The sequence below is a fragment of the Sphingopyxis fribergensis genome (assembly GCF_000803645.1).
In the GTDB taxonomy this organism is placed as follows: domain Bacteria; phylum Pseudomonadota; class Alphaproteobacteria; order Sphingomonadales; family Sphingomonadaceae; genus Sphingopyxis; species Sphingopyxis fribergensis.
This window is the reverse complement of the sequence record NZ_CP009122.1, coordinates 1,770,397-1,785,942: the sequence shown is the minus strand read 5'-3', so window position 1 is coordinate 1,785,942 and position 15,546 is coordinate 1,770,397. Positions and strand designations below refer to the sequence as shown.

The 15,546-nt window shown below is 63.9% G+C and carries 16 protein-coding genes and 1 tRNA gene; 8 read left to right on the top strand and 9 right to left on the bottom strand.

The window, feature by feature from the left end:
• Window positions 1–104: 104 nt before the first annotated feature.
• Both SKP52_RS08305 and thiE read right to left on the bottom strand, forming a co-directional pair.
• The gene (locus SKP52_RS08305; protein ID WP_228383870.1) at window positions 105–2,075 is read right to left on the bottom strand and encodes an OPT family oligopeptide transporter; all 1,971 of its coding nucleotides are present in this window, start codon (window positions 2,073–2,075) and stop codon (window positions 105–107) included.
• A 299-nt stretch (window positions 2,076–2,374) separates the two neighbouring features.
• Entirely contained in the window at window positions 2,375–3,013 is a 639-nt protein-coding gene (gene thiE / locus SKP52_RS08300) for a thiamine phosphate synthase (RefSeq protein WP_039573779.1), read from the bottom strand.
• Between the two features lie 35 nt (window positions 3,014–3,048).
• On the opposite strand from thiE, the gene SKP52_RS08295 reads away from it, so the two are divergent.
• Window positions 3,049–3,447 (top strand): hypothetical protein, encoded by a 399-nt coding sequence (locus SKP52_RS08295; RefSeq protein ID WP_039573777.1) that lies wholly within the window; start codon window positions 3,049–3,051, stop codon window positions 3,445–3,447.
• A 101-nt stretch (window positions 3,448–3,548) separates the two neighbouring features.
• Here SKP52_RS08295 and SKP52_RS08290 read toward each other — a convergent pair whose 3' ends face one another.
• The 5 genes from SKP52_RS08290 to tkt form a co-directional block, all read right to left on the bottom strand.
• Entirely contained in the window at window positions 3,549–4,205 is a 657-nt protein-coding gene (locus SKP52_RS08290) for an O-methyltransferase (protein ID WP_039573775.1), read from the bottom strand.
• Between the two features lie 4 nt (window positions 4,206–4,209).
• Window positions 4,210–5,079: a fructose bisphosphate aldolase gene (locus SKP52_RS08285; protein ID WP_039580360.1), complete on the bottom strand. Its 870-nt coding sequence runs from the start codon at window positions 5,077–5,079 to the stop codon at window positions 4,210–4,212.
• 100 nt (window positions 5,080–5,179) lie between these two features.
• Window positions 5,180–6,376, bottom strand: coding sequence for a phosphoglycerate kinase (locus SKP52_RS08280; RefSeq protein ID WP_039573773.1), 1,197 nt, complete (start codon window positions 6,374–6,376; stop codon window positions 5,180–5,182).
• Between the two features lie 18 nt (window positions 6,377–6,394).
• Window positions 6,395–7,402 carry a type I glyceraldehyde-3-phosphate dehydrogenase gene (gene gap, locus SKP52_RS08275; protein WP_039573770.1) on the bottom strand — a complete coding sequence of 336 codons (1,008 nt, stop codon included), beginning with the start codon at window positions 7,400–7,402 and terminating at the stop codon, window positions 6,395–6,397.
• Window positions 7,403–7,438: 36 nt separating this feature from the next.
• On the bottom strand, window positions 7,439–9,406 hold the full coding sequence (gene tkt, locus SKP52_RS08270; RefSeq protein ID WP_039573767.1) for a transketolase: 1,968 nt from the start codon (window positions 9,404–9,406) through the stop codon (window positions 7,439–7,441).
• Window positions 9,407–9,574: 168 nt separating this feature from the next.
• On the opposite strand from tkt, the gene SKP52_RS08265 reads away from it, so the two are divergent.
• From SKP52_RS08265 to SKP52_RS08250, 4 genes are all read left to right on the top strand, one after another.
• Window positions 9,575–9,781, top strand: a complete 207-nt coding sequence (locus SKP52_RS08265) for a hypothetical protein (RefSeq protein ID WP_039573765.1) — start codon at window positions 9,575–9,577, stop codon at window positions 9,779–9,781.
• A complete protein-coding gene (locus SKP52_RS08260; RefSeq protein ID WP_039573762.1) occupies window positions 9,774–10,220 on the top strand; it encodes a cell division protein ZapA in 447 nt (148 codons plus the stop codon). Before SKP52_RS08265 ends, SKP52_RS08260 begins: the two co-directional genes overlap by 8 nt.
• A 252-nt stretch (window positions 10,221–10,472) precedes the next feature.
• Window positions 10,473–11,066: a 5-formyltetrahydrofolate cyclo-ligase gene (locus SKP52_RS08255; protein ID WP_081997264.1), complete on the top strand. Its 594-nt coding sequence runs from the start codon at window positions 10,473–10,475 to the stop codon at window positions 11,064–11,066.
• Window positions 11,063–11,293, top strand: coding sequence for a DUF2842 domain-containing protein (locus SKP52_RS08250; protein WP_039573760.1), 231 nt, complete (start codon window positions 11,063–11,065; stop codon window positions 11,291–11,293). Before SKP52_RS08255 ends, SKP52_RS08250 begins: the two co-directional genes overlap by 4 nt.
• Window positions 11,294–11,374: 81 nt before the next feature.
• Here SKP52_RS08250 and SKP52_RS08245 read toward each other — a convergent pair.
• Both SKP52_RS08245 and SKP52_RS08240 read right to left on the bottom strand, forming a co-directional pair.
• Window positions 11,375–11,451 (bottom strand) — tRNA-Asp (locus SKP52_RS08245).
• A 43-nt stretch (window positions 11,452–11,494) separates the two neighbouring features.
• Window positions 11,495–12,682 carry an AI-2E family transporter gene (locus SKP52_RS08240; RefSeq protein WP_052207996.1) on the bottom strand — a complete coding sequence of 396 codons (1,188 nt, stop codon included), beginning with the start codon at window positions 12,680–12,682 and terminating at the stop codon, window positions 11,495–11,497.
• A gap of 208 nt (window positions 12,683–12,890) precedes the next feature.
• On the opposite strand from SKP52_RS08240, the gene SKP52_RS08235 reads away from it, so the two are divergent.
• The 3 genes from SKP52_RS08235 (at window position 12,891) to SKP52_RS08225 (ending at window position 15,534) form a co-directional block, all read left to right on the top strand.
• A complete protein-coding gene (locus tag SKP52_RS08235; RefSeq protein ID WP_052207994.1) occupies window positions 12,891–13,892 on the top strand; it encodes a DUF11 domain-containing protein in 1,002 nt (333 codons plus the stop codon).
• 11 nt (window positions 13,893–13,903) lie between these two features.
• Window positions 13,904–14,368 (top strand): hypothetical protein, encoded by a 465-nt coding sequence (locus SKP52_RS08230; protein ID WP_228383869.1) that lies wholly within the window; start codon window positions 13,904–13,906, stop codon window positions 14,366–14,368.
• 74 nt (window positions 14,369–14,442) lie between these two features.
• The gene (locus tag SKP52_RS08225) at window positions 14,443–15,534 is read left to right on the top strand and encodes a DUF11 domain-containing protein (RefSeq protein ID WP_052207990.1); all 1,092 of its coding nucleotides are present in this window, start codon (window positions 14,443–14,445) and stop codon (window positions 15,532–15,534) included.
• Window positions 15,535–15,546: the final 12 nt, after the last annotated feature.

Below are 15,546 nucleotides of genomic sequence, written 5' to 3'. Positions count from 1 at the left end.
CACACTCACAGTTCAAGGATGGAAAGAGCAAAGCGGCGCCCGCCGGGCACAGCTATCAGGTGCGCGCCTTTAGCCGCGACAGCGCCGAAGGGCAAGCCGCAGCGTTAGGGCGTCGCGACGACCAGCTGGCGCGTGCGCCGATAGCTGGCCCAGACAAGCACGACGAACAGGACGAGTCCAACCCACGGCGCATAGGGCGCATAACTATCGCCGGTGACCGCGAGCGGCGCGTCATTGTCGGTCACATAGACGGTGCCGGCATAGAATACGCCGAGCAGGCTTTCGCCGACGATCATCCCCGTCGCGGTCAGCACACCCATGCGGTGCGCGAAGCTCGCGTTCGGACGCTTCGATGCCCAGCGATCGTAGAACCAGCCGCCGATCGCACCGATCACGACCGGCAGGATTACCGCCATCGGCAGGTAAATGCCGATGCCGATTGCGAGCGGCGGCAACCGCAGCTTGCCCGCGCGGCCGAGCAACGCATCGATGATGATAAAACCGATCCCCGCGAGCACGCCGTAACCGAGCATCGTCCAATTGAGATCGCCGCCGAGCACGCCCTTGGCGAGCGACGAAATCAGCCCCGCCTGCGGTGCCGCCAAGGCCTCGGGCCCCGCACCCGGAACGCCGACAAAGCCGACTGTCTCGTTGAGCACATTGAGCACCGGCGGGACGACGAGCGAGCCGAAGATCACACCGATGATCAGCGCAACCTGCTGCTTCCACGGCGTTGCGCCGACGAGCTGGCCGGTCTTGAGGTCTTGGAGGTTGTCATTTGAAATCGTCGCGATACCGAACACGAGTCCGGTGACGATAAGCGCATAGGCGACCATCGCGGCGATTTCTTCCTCACCGCCGCCGCGGCCGAGCAGGCCGAGCAGCAGCATCGACGATGCGATGATTGCGAGGATACCGATGCCCGACACCGGCGAGTTCGACGCGCCGATAAGCCCCGCCATATAGCCCGTAACCGACGCGATCATCAGCCCGATGACGATGATGAATAGTAGCGCACCCGCGATGAGGATTATCGCCGATCCCGCGAGCGGTCCGCCCGCGAGCACGGTCCAGAGCAGCCAGCCGATCGGCAGCATCAGTGCCAGCGATCCGCCGAACACCCATTTGATCGAGATATCCTGTTCCTCGATCGCGAGCACCTCCCCGCCCTGCCGCGCGCGACTCGCGGCCATCGCCGAGCGGATGCCGCCGAGCACCGGGCGGGCGATCTTGATCAGCGTCCAGATCGCGGCGACCGCAATCACGCCCGCGCCAAAGAAGCGCACGTCGGCTCGGAATACGGTGTTCGCCAGCGTCTCGGCATCGCCGGTCCCGCCCCCCAGTCCGCCTTGGGTCAGGATCGGCAGCAACACCCACCAGCCGGTGACCATGCCGACAAGCTGCGCCATGCCGACCGACAAGCCGACGAGATGCCCGACGCCGAACAGCGCAAAGGCGAGCCCGCCCGCGATCCCGGTCGCACCGCTACCGACCGCGAACCAGCGCGCGACCTCGGCGCCCGCGAGTTTCATCTGGGTCATCAGGGTAAAGACCGCAGCGACGATGCTGTTCCACAGCAAGGCCGACAGCCCGGCGCGATTTTCCTCGGCGCCCTCGGCGCTCGCGGCGCCGACCTGCAACACTTCGGCGGCTGCGCGGCCCTCGGGATAGGGAAGATCCGAATCGACCACCAGCGCGCGGCGCAGCGGCACCGAGAAGAGAACGCCCAAGATCCCGCCGAGCATCGTGATCGCGGTGGTCTCGAGCATCGGGAAGCCCTGCCAGTAACCGACCATGACGAGCCCCGGTAGCACGAAGATAATCGCCGCCAGCGTGCCCGCGGCGCTCGCGATCGTCTGGACGATATTATTCTCGAGGATCGTCGACCCGGCCATATAGCGCAGCAGCGCCATCGAAATCACCGCCGCGGGGATCGAGGTCGCAAAGGTCAGCCCGACCTTCAGCCCCAGATAGACGTTCGCCGCGGTGAACATCAGCGTCAAAATGCCGCCGAGCAGGATCGCGCGGATCGTTAGTTCGCGCCCGCGTGCAGCCGGTGTCGTGATTTCGGTCATAAGCGTCTCCCGGCTCGCCATGTCGCGGCACGCCGGGCCCAGCGCAAGTCGAAAAGGGATGCAAGCCAAAAGGCGACGAACCGAAGCCGATTTGACGCATCGATCCAATATGCGACGCGACATCAATGCCATATCGACCGCATGATGAGTATCGATCTTTCGGACCTTACCCCGCCGCCCCCTCGCGGCAACGCAGCAACTTCGTCGCGCGGGGCTCCTTGCGCCGGCCTTTTTGGCTGGCGCAAGGATGCGGCGCCGCAGTCTGCTCCCAAATCGGATCCGAAAACGCCGGCTCGCGATTAGCCTGCGGGCTGATCGCCGAGGAGCGCGCCAAATGCGCGCACCGCCGCCCCCGGTCCTTCGGTATGCGCCCAAACGCCTCCCGACACCGCAAGGAAGTCGGCCCCAGCCTCGATCAACACCTGCGCATTGTCGACCGTGATCCCACCGATCGCGACGCACGGTAGTTCGAACATGCCCTGCCACCATTCGAGGATTTCGGGATCGGCGTGATGCTCGACCGTCTTGGTCGTCGTCGGGAAGAACGCTCCGAAGGCGACATAGTCGGCGCCCGCCTCGCCCGCTTCCATCGCGAGGTGGCGGCTCGCATGACAGGTCACCCCGATCTGCGCCTGCGGACCCAATATCTTGCGCGCTTCCCTGGGATCGCCATCGTCCTGCCCGAGATGGACGCCGTCGGCGTCGAGCCGCTTGGTCAGTGCGACATCGTCATTGACGATAAACGCCACGTCGTGCGCCGCGCAAATCGCCTGCAGCGGCTCTGCAAGCCGGGCCGCCTCATGCTGATCGATATTCTTGACGCGAAACTGAAACGCCGCAACCGGCCCGGCGCCCAGCGCTTCGGTTAGACGGTCGGGAAAATCTCCGCCGACGTCGAGCGGCGAAATGAGATAGAGTTGGCAGGTCGGTGCTTTCATGGCGCGTTCATAGCGGCGAGGTCACAGACGGGCAAATGCAGAACATATACCGCCTCGCGATCGTCGCCCTCCCCGCCGCCCTCGCCCTTTCCGCCTGTGCCACGACGCGCGGCGCGCCGCTTCCCGACGGCAGCGACGTCGCGATCGGTCAGAAAGCCTATGTCGACGGTCCGCTCGTCCAACCGGTCGAAGTGCTCGAAGACAGCCGCTGCCCGATGAACGCGCGCTGCGTGTGGGCGGGCCGCGTGCGGGTGAAGATGGTCTGGATTCGCGGCAATGGCGAGAAGCAGCCGTTCGAAGTCACGCTGGGCGAATCGACGCCGATCGCCGACGGCGCCATTACGCTCGAATCGGTGCGTCCCGAAAAGATGACCAATCTGACGATCAAGCCGTCGGACTATCGCTTCTCGTTCCGCTTCGCGGGCGGGCTTTAATTTCTTTGTCATCGCGAGCGGCGCAGCCGCGCGGCAATCCAGAGTCACGTAAACCGCTCTGGATTGCTTCGCTTCGCTCGCAATGACGAGAGAAAGAGGGCTCAGCGCACGCGCGCGAGAACGAACCCATCCCATTTCTTCGCGCCGACGGTCTGGACCGCAGTCGAATCGAGGCGGGGGTCGGCGCTGAGCATATCGAACAGCGCGCGCGTGCCGACGATGCGCTCGTCGTCGCTGTCCGCGTCGAGCACCCCGCCTTCGCGCACGACATTGTCGACGATGATCGTGGTGCCGGGGTGGCCGAGCCGGATCGCTTCGTCGACATAATGGGCGTTACTCTGCTTGTCGGCGTCGATGAAGACGAAGTCGAACGGCGCCTCGTCGGTCATCGCCGCCAGGCTGTCCACGGCCGGACCGACGCGAATATCGACCGTGTTCGATACACCGGCGCGCTCAAGATTTTCCCGCGCCACGCGGGCATGATGCGCCTCAAGCTCAAGCGTCACCAACTCGCCACCGTCGGGCAGTGCGCGCGCAAGCCAGATCGTCGAATAACCGCCGAGCGTTCCGATCTCGAGGATGCGCTTCGCCCCGGCCATCTGCGCGAGCAGGAACAGCATCTTGCCCTGCGCCGCCGACACGTCGATTGGCGGCAGGCCTTGTGCGGCATTGTTGGCGAGGGTGGTGGCAAGCGCGTCATCGTCGCCAAGCAATTTGGCGGCGATATAATCGTCGACGGCTTGCCACCGCTCTCCCATCACTTCAGGCCACGGAGGCCGCGTGAATTTCCTTGATCGCGCCGCCGAGCGACGCGTTGAATTCCTCGTCGCTCATCTGGTGGCGCAGGTCCTCGAGCAAAGCGCGGCTGAAGCTCGCGATGATGCCCGGGTTCTTTGCCAGTTCGGTGCAGGCTTCCGGGCGCGCGAAGCCGCCTGACAGCGCAACGACCCGCAGCACCTTGGGATGATCGACGAGCGACTGGAACAGCCCGGCTTCGGCCGGCAACGACAGCTTGAGCATGACGGGCGCACCCTCCCAGCTATCCAGCGCCGTGGTGATTTCCTGAAGCAGCAACCGGTCGGCGCCGTCGCGCTCGGCGCTCTTGATATTCACTTCGGGCTCGATGATCGGCATCAAACCATGCGCCGCGATGCGCTTGGCTTCGGCAAACTGCTGCTCGACGATCGCATTCACGCCCACCGGATTGGCGAGATTGACTACGCTGCGCATCTTGGTGCCGAATACGCCCTTGGCGACCGCGCGTTCGCAGAGGTCGTCGAGGCCCGGATTTGCCTTCATCAGCTGAACGCCATCGATCTCATCCTCAAGCCCCTTGTCGACCTTTAGGAACGGCACCACGCCGCGCTCCCAGAGCAGCGCCGGAACGGGCTTGCCGCCCGCGTCACCGTCCATCGTTCGCTCGAACAGGATCGCGCCGATCACCTTGTCACCATTAAAACAAGGCGCGGTGACGATGCGGCTTCGCATGTCGTGGATCAGCGCGAACATTTCCTCGTCGTTAGAGAAAGCGTCCGCTTCAATACCATAGCCCTTCAACGCCTTGGGCGTCGAACCGCCGCTCTGATCGAGGGCGGCGATGAAGCCCTGCCCCGATTTGATCTGGTCGAGCATGGCGGCATGGACGGTGGTCATGGGATCTCCGGTTGTTTGCATACGTATGTGGCGCTGCGCATAGCTGCCCCGCCGTCGCGATGCAATGCGGTGGAAAAGCTTAAGCCTTCAGCGCGTCGACGCCCGGCAACGCTTTGCCTTCCATCCATTCGAGGAAGGCACCGCCGGCGGTCGAAACGAAGGTAAAATCGCCGGCGACGCCGGCATGGTTGAGCGCCGCAACGGTATCGCCGCCGCCCGCGACCGAGACCAGCGAGCCCTCGCGGGTCAGCGCCGCAGCGGTCTTCGCGAGCGCGACAGTCGCGGTGTCGAACGGCGGCGTCTCGAACGCGCCGAGCGGGCCGTTCCAGACGAGTGTGCGGCAATTCTTGAGCACATCGGCGAGCGCCTCTACGGCGGCAGGGCCGACGTCGAGGATCATTTCGTCCGCCGCGACTTCATGGACATTGACGGTACGCGTCGGCGGGTTCGGCGCGAACTCTTTCGACACCACGACGTCATAGGGCAGATGGATCGTGCAGCCTGCGGCGTCGGCCGCGTCGAAAATTGCGTTGGCGGTATCGACCAGGTCATGCTCGCACAGCGACTTGCCGACATCGACCCCGCGCGCGGCAAGAAAGGTGTTCGCCATGCCGCCGCCGATGATCAGATGATCGACCTTGCTCACCAGATGGCGCAGCACGTCGATCTTGCTCGATACCTTGGCGCCGCCGACGACCGCGGCCACCGGATGCGCCGGATTGCCGAGCGCGGCGTCGAGCGCCTTGAGTTCGGCTTCCATCGCGCGGCCTGCATAAGCCGGCAGGCGATGGGCAATGCCCTCGGTCGAACCATGCGCGCGGTGCGCCGCCGAGAAGGCGTCGTTGACGTAAATGTCTCCGATCTCGGCGAGCGCGTCGGCAAAGGCCGGATCGTTCGTTTCCTCGCCGGGATAGAAGCGCGTGTTTTCCATCACCGCGACGTCACCCGCGGCGAGCACCGCGATGCCCGCCTTCGCGCCCTCGCCCACGGCTTCGGGGATGAACATCACCGAATGGCCGAGGACGTCTTCGACGCCGCCCATCACGAGGCTGAGCGACTGGGTCGGGTTCTTCGCACCCTTCGGACGCCCGAAATGCGCGAGGAGCAGGACGATCGCGCCCTTGTCCGACAGTTCGCGGACCGTCGGCATTGCTGCCTGGATCCGCGTCGCGTCGCTGACCGCGCCTTCAAACAACGGGACGTTGAGGTCGACGCGTACGAGAACGCGCTTGCCGGTGACGTCACCGATATCGTCGAGGGTCTTGAACGCGGTCATCGACGTGTCCTTTTTGGATCAGAGGAATTTGGCGATTACGCCCGCGGTGTCGATCATGCGGTTCGAGAAGCCCCACTCATTGTCGTACCAGCTGAGCACACGCACCAGCTTGCCATCGATCACCGAGGTTTCGAGGCTGTCAATCGTCGAGCTCGCCGCATTATGATTGAAGTCGATCGAAACCAGCGGCTCCTCGGTATAGCCGAGAACGCCCTTCAGCGGGCCTTCAGCGGCCGCCTTGAGCACCGCGTTGACTTCTTCTTTGGTTGTGTCGCGGAGCGGCGTGAAGGTCAGGTCGACGACCGATACATTCGGGGTCGGCACACGGATCGACGAACCGTCGAGCTTGCCCTTGAGTTCGGGCAAAACCAGGCCGACTGCAACGGCTGCACCGGTCGAGGTCGGGATCATCGACATCGCTGCGGCGCGGGCGCGGCGCGGATCGTCGTGGATCTGGTCGAGGATCTTCTGGTCGTTGGTGTAAGCATGGATGGTTGTCATCAGACCGCGCTCGATACCGATCGCCTCATGCAGCACCTTGGCAAAGGGCGCGAGGCAGTTGGTGGTGCACGAGGCGTTCGAGATGATCAGGTGATCGGCGGTGATCTTGTCGTCGTTGACGCCATAAACGACCGTCAGGTCGACTTCCTTGGCGGGGGCCGAGATCAGCACACGCTTGGCGCCCGCATCGAGATGCTTCTGGCCGCCGGCCTTGTTGGTGAAGAAGCCGGTGCATTCCATCACGATGTCGACGCCGTTGGCGGCATGCGGCAGCGCGGCGGGGTCGCGCTCGGCGGTCACCTGAATGCGCTTGCCGTTGATGATCAGGTCGTTGCCGTCGACTTCGACGGAGCCGTTGAAGGCGCCGTGGACCGAGTCATGGCGGAGCAGGCGGGCATTCGCCTTGGCATCGCCCAGATCGTTGATCGACACCAGCTCGAGATCGTGATCGCTACGCTCCAGAATCGCGCGCGCCACATTGCGGCCGATGCGTCCGAAACCGTTGATTGCAACCTTCACTGCCATGTCGAAAAATCCTTTCTGCGTGGGATAAGCCGGTGCTTAGTTGCCGAGCTTTGTCAGTATCTGGGGGGTGATAGCATCGGCGGTAAGGCCGAAATGCTTGAATAGGTCTTCGATCGGCGCCGAGGCGCCGAAGCTGTCGATGCCGAAGCGCAGACCATGGCGGCCGGTGTAGCGTTCCCAGCCGAACGTCGTGCCCGCCTCGATCGACACGATCAGCGCGTCGTCGGGCAGGATATCGGCCTGATAAGCGGCCGTCTGTTCGTCGAAGAGTTCGGTCGACACCATCGAGACAACGTCGGCGCCGTGGCCCGCGGCCTCGAGCTTCTCGGCGATTTCGATCGCAAGCGACACTTCCGAACCCGTCGCGACCAGCACGACCTTGCGCGCCGCCGATGCATCGCGAAGACGGTAACCGCCTTTCAGGCAAAGATTTTCGCTGACGTCATGGCGCAGCGGCGGGAGGTTCTGACGCGTCAGCGCGAGCAGCGACGGCCGGCTTTCCTGCGCGAGCGCAAGCGCCCAGCATTCGGCGGTTTCGACCGCATCGGCGGGACGCAGGACGAGCAGGTTGGGCATCGCGCGCAGCGATTGCAGATGTTCGATCGGCTGGTGCGTCGGGCCGTCTTCGCCAAGCCCGATGCTGTCATGCGTCATCACATAGACGACGCGCTGCTGCTGAAGCGCCGACAGGCGGATCGCAGCGCGGCAATAATCGGCGAACACCAGGAACGTGCCGCCGTAAGGCACCACGCCGCCGTGCAGCGCCATGCCGTTCATCGCGGCGGCCATGCCGAATTCGCGGATGCCGTAATAGATGTAACGGCCCGAATAATCATTCTTCGTCAGCGGCTTGGTCGACGAAGTTTTGGTATTGTTCGAACCGGTCAGGTCGGCGCTGCCGCCGACAAGCGCCGCGATATCGGCGGTCAGTGCGCCGAGCGTGTTCTCCGAAGCCTTGCGCGTCGCAACCTTCGGCGGTTCGGCGACGAGGCCTTCGAGATAGACTTTGAAGGCATCGCCCGGAACGATCTTGCCGCTCAGGCGATCAAAAAATTCTTTTTTCTTATCGCTATTTGACAGTCGATCGTTCCACTCGGCGTGAAGTTTTTTGCCCTTCGCACCGAACGCGGCCCACGCCGACGCGATATCGGCGGGAATGACGAAAGGTTCGGCGGTCCAACCCAGCTCCTTGCGTGCCGCCGCAATCTCGTCGGCGCCGAGCGGAGCCCCGTGCGTTGCCGACGTGCCCTGCTTGTTCGGCGCGCCGAAACCGATGACGGTGCGGCACGCGATCAGCGACGGACGCGGATCGGCGAGCGCGGCATCGATCGCGCGGCGGATATCGGCGGGATCGTGGCCGTCGCAGCTTTCGACATGCCAGCCGGTCGCCGTATAGCGCGCCGCGATATCCTCGCTCGTCGACAGGTCGGTCGATCCGTCGATGGTGATCTTGTTGTCGTCCCACAGCACCGTCAGTCGACCGAGCCCGAGGTGCCCCGCAAGACCGATCGCTTCGTGGTTGATGCCTTCCATCAGGCAGCCGTCGCCCGCGATCACCCAGGTGCGATGATCGACAAGATCGTCACCATAGAGCGCATTTAAATGCCGCTCGGCGATCGCCATGCCGACCGACGTCGCAAGACCCTGCCCGAGCGGTCCGGTCGTCGTCTCGACGCCTTCGAGCTCGAAATTCTCCGGGTGCCCGGCGCATGGGCTGTGCAACTGGCGGAAATTGCGAATGTCGCCGATCGTCGGGCGCGCATAGCCGGCAAGGTGCAACGTCGCATAAGCGAGCATCGAGCCATGACCCGCCGACAGGACGAATCGGTCGCGGTCGACCCATTTCGGGTCGGTGGGGTCGAACTTCAGATAGTCTGAATAGAGAACCGTTGCGACATCGGCCATGCCCATCGGCATCCCCGGATGGCCGCTGTTTGCGGCCTGTACGGCATCCATCGCAAGCGCGCGGATTGCGTTGGCGAGCTGACGTTCGGGCAGTGTCATTGGTCCCCCGGGAAATGGCTGGGCTGGAACCGGACGCATCGCCCGGTTTGATGCGGACAGCCCTTTGCGGCGCAGGGGGCAGGAGTCAACCGCCCGTCACGGAAAATCCTCGCATTTTGGACCGAGAGGGCAATTGCACCCCCTCCCCGGCACTGCTAACCCATCGGCATGGAACTCGATCTCGACGAATCCAGCCTGGCCATCGGCCGTATCGAACGCGCGCTCAGCCGAATCGAAAAGGCGCTTGCCGATCGCGCGGACCGGCCCGAATCGGCCGGCACCGCGCCCACTGCCGACCAGTCGGCACTCAAGGCCGAAGTCGCTGCAGTTATTGGCGAACTCGACCGGCTGATCGCGGAGGCTGACCGTGGCTGATGTAAAACTCACGATCGCAGGGCGCCCCTATGACGTCCACTGCGCCGACGGCGAGGAAGCACAACTGATCCAGCTTGCGTCGGTCGTCGATGAAAAGGTGCGCACGATGCCGGGCGGCACCGAAATCCGTCAGATGCTGTTCGCTGCGCTGATGCTCGCCGACGAAGTCCAGGAAGCCCGCGGCAAGGTCGAAAAGTCCGAACCGCAGTCCGATTCGCTCCGCGCCGCGATTGCACTCGCCGAGAGCCGCGAAGCTGCGGCACGCGATGAATTGCGCGCCGCGGTCGCACGCGAGCAAGCGGCGCTCAAGGAACTTGAGGCGGCGCGCCACAGCGCGCCGACGACGGCGGCATCTGCGACCCCATCGAATAACCGGGCCTTGCTGCAAATCGCCGACCGCATCGAGGCGCTCGCCGCGAAAGTCGAACAAATCCCCTGAGCGAGCGGCCCGCGCTCGCGCAAACCCCTTGAGCGGACAAGCCCGTCACCCTACATAGGACACGGCGGGTACTGCCCGGCACGAGCTTTTGCGAAAATCCCTGAGGCGATACATCATCCTAGGGGGCTGTCCCTGCCCGGACCCTGGTCCGACGTATATGGTCCCCACCTGACGTTACTGGCGTCAGAGGACTTTCCAGCAAACGACCTCGGCGGTCCCGCCAACTATCCAACCCAAGTCCCAGAGGAGGCGATGACCGACTTGTCCGCCGATCTGGTCCAGCAAAAGCAGAGGTTGCGCGAAAAGCTGCGCTTTCGCCGTAAGCATTTCGCCGCAAATCTCGACGGGATGGCGCAGATGGCGGCCTTTCGCGCGCTGCCCGCGCCGCTTTCCGACCTACTCGCCGATCATGCCGTTGTGGGCGCCTATGCCGCGTGGGGCGACGAGCCCGATATCCTGCCGATGTTCGCTGGCCTTGCGGAAGCGGGCGCGCTCGCCCTGCCCCATCACGCCGCGCGGATCGCCGATATGACCTTTCGCCATTGGAAGCCTGACGAGCCGCTGCTGAAGGGCCCCTGGGGCACGCGGCAGCCCGCCGACGATGCTCCCTTGGCAACACCTGACATTATTTTTTGCCCCCTCGTCGGGTTCGATCGCCAAGGCGGCCGGATCGGTCAGGGTGGCGGGCATTATGATCGCTATTTCGCCACGCACCCTGAAGCGCTGCGGATCGGAATCGGCTGGTCGGTACAGGAAATCGACGCCGCTCCGCGCGAATCGACCGACATCGCGCTCGACGCGATCCTGACCGAACAAGAATTCATCCTTTGTGGAGACCGTTTGTGAGCCAGCCACCCGCCGATCCCCAACCGAGTTGGCGTAAACCCGCCGGCATGTTCCTGATCCTCGCACTGATCGCGGTGTGGACGGGCATTGTCGTCAGTGTGTCACCATGGGTCGGTACATGGCCCGTGCTGGTGCAGGCGGTCTTTTATCTTGCCGCAGGGATCGTCTGGATCCTGCCATTGAAACCGCTGCTGCGCTGGATGGAATTGGGGAAATGGCGCGGCTGAAACGCCGCGCCATTTTTCCCGATTTCCAGTGATGGAAAGGTCCCAAGCTGCGGTGGCCATTCCGTCCGAAAATGGAAGGAATGGCGCGAGTGACGGGGCTCGAACCCGCGACCTCCGGCGTGACAGGCCGGCACTCTAACCAACTGAGCTACACCCGCGTGTGCTTGGGAGCCGCGCCAATATGGCGCTCGCCTCGACCTGTCAACCGTCGCTTTCCTCATGCGTGCGATTTAATCGATCACGCACCTCGTCGGTCGTCGTCAAAGTACCATGTTCGAATAGGAAACCCGCCAGATCGGGCGTTCCGGTCGACGCGAGCACCGTTTGGAGGATGAGCAGCAACGGCACCGCCAGCAACGCGCCAGGCGTCCCCCACACCCAACCCCAGAAGCTCAGCGACACAAGAATCAGCAGCGGATTGATCGTCAGCCGCTTCCCGAGCACTAGCGGGGTGATCAGATTCGCCTCGACCATATGCACGCCGATGAAGATCGTCGCGGGTAGCAAGGCGAGCCCCACGGCATCGAAGGTCATCAACCCGCCCAGCCCGAGCAGCACCGCGGCGACGATCGGTCCCAGATAGGGCACGAAATTGCAGATGCTGACGATCCCGCCCCACATGAAAGGCGACGGCATCCCCAATGCCCACAGCAGGAGCGAGACGGTCAGGCCGAGAATCGCGTTGATCATCGTGATCGTCGCCAGATAGTCGGCGGTTGCATCGACGACATTCTGGATCACCCGCGCGGTCTGCATCGCCCCGTCAAAGCTGCCGCGCCGCCGGATCGTCCCTTTGCGCAGCCGCGTCCAGCCCGACAGGAAGAAGAAGATCACAAGCACCGCAAAAAAGAGCTGGATTGCGGCGGCGGGCGCCGACGAAATGAAATAGTCGACGACCGACGTCGGTGCGGTCGCGGCCACCGCCTGCGCCGTCGCCTCGGTCCCGCTCGCAACCGACATCAATGTGCGGTCGACGAAGCGTTGCAGCGTCGAATAAAAATCGATCAGCGGCGCCAGATTGCTCTGGATGCGCGGGATCGAATCGGGAAGCCGGGCGAACCAGCCCGTGGCGGGGACGACGATGATCGCCAGAGCGGCGTTGATGATCGCTAGAAAGGTAGCCAGCGCCAGGAAAGCCGAGAGCGCCGACGGAAGGCCGCGCCGTTCGAGCCATTCGAGCAGCGGAACGAGCGCGATGGCAATGACGATCGCTGCGGTGAGCGGTAGAAAGAATTCGGCTCCCGCCTGTAACGCGAAAGGCAGACCAAGACAGAAGCTCGCACCAAAGAGCAGCGCGAGCGCGGCAAGCAGCCGGTCGCGCCGAAAATCATCGATCTCGATCTGGTGGAGCGGATTGACGCGCGGCGGACGCGTGTCCCTGCTCCCCATGTCGTCCGCCACCCCTGCTCTCCTCGTTAACCGCATCACCTTACGCGCGCTTATCTTTTCGCGCCAGCCGCCCCGTTTTGCGACGGATGGCGAGCCCATAGTGTCTCTATCTGGATCAAAATGCGTCTTTCTTCCTGCTTTTTAACCAGAAATTACCCTTTATCGGCGACTGAGGGCTCCAAGGACCAACCTATCCGGAGTCAAAGTGATGATGAAAGCGCCTGTGGGGGGCGCGAAGCATCAGCTTCTACCCTCTTGTTCCATTCTCGCGCTGCTGGCCGCGTTCGCGCTGCCGACGCAGGCCGAGGCTGCCGGCACCCGCGCCGGCTCGACCATCAGCAACACCGCTAGCGCCAGCTATGACACGGGCGGCGGCCCGACGACGATCGATTCGAACCGCGTCGACCTGCTCGTCGATGAATTGCTCGATGTCACGGTCGATTCGAGCAACCCCGCCGACGTTCCGACAACGCCGGGCGCGACGGGTCAGGTGCTGACCTTCTCGGTCACCAATAACGGCAATGGCGTCGAAGCTTTTGGCCTTACGACGGTCGCGAACGCGGGCGGCGACAATTACGACCCCGTCGTCACGCAAATCTATCTCGATAATGGCGACGGCGTTTTCGACGCGAGCACCGACACGCTCTATACCGCGGGCGCGAACGATCCCTCGCTCAACCCGGACCAAAGCATCACCGTCTTCGTTCTCGCGACGACGCCGGGAACGGTGGTCGACGGCAATCGCGGTATCGTGAGTCTTGGCGCGGCGGCCAGGACGGGTACCGGTGTGCCGGGCACCAGCTTTGCGGGCCAAGGCGAAGGCGGCGGCGATGCCGTCGTCGGCTCGACCGGTGCCGATGGCACCGATGCGGGTGCTTTTATCGTCTCGGCAGCGACCGTGACGCTTGTCAAATCGGCTGTGGTGACCAATTCGCTCGGCACTGCGGACCCGATCCCGGGTGCGACGATCTCTTACACGATCGTTGCCACCGTCGCGGGCAGCGGCTCGGTCAGCGGTCTTGCTATCACCGATAATATCCCCGCGGACACCAGCTATGTCCCCGGCTCGATCACGCTCGGCGGCAGCGCGCTGTCCGACGCGGCAGACGCCGACGCCGGCGATTACAACGGCACGCGGATCAACGTCGCGCTAGGCACCGTCGCCGGCGGCCAGACCCGCACCGTCACCTTCCGAACCACGATCCAATGATGGAGATGCGCATGCGCACCGCCCTTTTCCTTCTTCTTGCCGCGTCGATGCCGGGTCAGGCGCTCGCGGCGAACCAGGTCGCACTCGACAACAATGTGTTCGTCGAGCGCGTGTCGACCGACGCGCAAGGCAAGCAGAAGATCCTGCTCGAAGAACCGAAGGTTGTCGTTCCCGGCGACCGGCTGGTCTTCGTGCTCAACTATCGTAACGCCGGCGCGCAGCCTGCCGATAAGTTCGTGATCACCAACCCGATGCCCGCCGCGGTCCGTTTCGCGGACGCCGGCGACACCAGCCCGCTCGTTTCGGTCGATGGCGGCAAGCAGTGGGGACTGCTTTCCGACCTTTCGGTTCCGATGACCGATGGAACGCGCCGCGCGGCGCAGCCCGCCGACGTCACGCACGTCCGCTGGGCTTTCCAGAAACCGATCCCGGTCGGCGGCACGGGCAAGCTCATCTTTCGGGGAGTCGTCAAATAGCGAATGAATAAAACCGCTTAACGGTTGCCAGCGGTGGGGAAACGGCAACCAGCATAAAGCCCAGGAGCTCAGCTATGACCAGCAAGCTGACGTATATGGGTGTCATCGGTTTGGCGGCGCTTTCGAGCGCCGCCGCCACGCCGGCTTTTGCCGCCGGAACGACCGCAGGCACCACGATCACGAATACCGCGACCGTCGACTATCAGGTCGGTGGCGTCGCGCAGGGACAACAGTCGGCGTCGAACAATTTCACCGTCGACCGCAAGATCAACCTGCTTGTCGAAGAGGTGGGGACCGTCACGACCAGCGTCGTGCCCGGTCAAGCGAATGCCGTGACGACGTTCCAGCTGACCAACAGCTCGAACGAAGTGCTGGACTTCGCACTCGTCGCAACGCAGATCACGGGTGGCACCGCCGCGCACGGCGGCACCGACGCGTTCAATGCGAATAATATCCGTATCTATCGCGACAATACCGTCACGGGCACCATCGGTAGTTGGGATGTCGGCGACACGCTGCTCACCGGCTATGTCGATGAACTTGTCGTCGATACGGCGATCCGCCTGTTCGTCGTCGCGGATATTCCGACGACCGCCGCCGTCCCCGCCGTGGTCAACGGCGCCGTTGCGGGCGTGACTTTGCGGGCAACAGCGCGCGAGGGCGGGCTTGCCGGCACCCAGGGTGCGGCGATCACCGAAACCACCGGCGCGAACACCGGGGGCAAGGATACCGTCTTTGCCGATATCGCGGGCGTCGCCGGCGACATCGCGCGCGACGGTTCGCACAGCGACAATGACGATTATACGGTGCAGACGGCGACGCTTGCGGTTGCCAAAAGTAGCCGCGTCATCTCGGATCCGTTCAACAACACGACGAATCCGAAACTGATCCCCGGCGCAGTGGTCGAATATTGCATCGCTGTCGGCAACAGCGGCGGCGCGGCAGCGACCTCGGTGGCGATCAACGACGCGGTTCCCGGCCAGTTGACCTTCGTGCCGGGTTCGATCCTGCTCGGCGGCACCTACACGGGCACCGTGCCCAGCGGCACATGCGATTTCAACGGCACCGCGGGCGGCAGCTATACGGCGCCCAACGTGTCGGGGACGATCGCGTCGATCGCGGCGGGCGCCATCAGCACGCTCGTCTTCCGCGCGACCGTCAACTGATCGGATAACCGA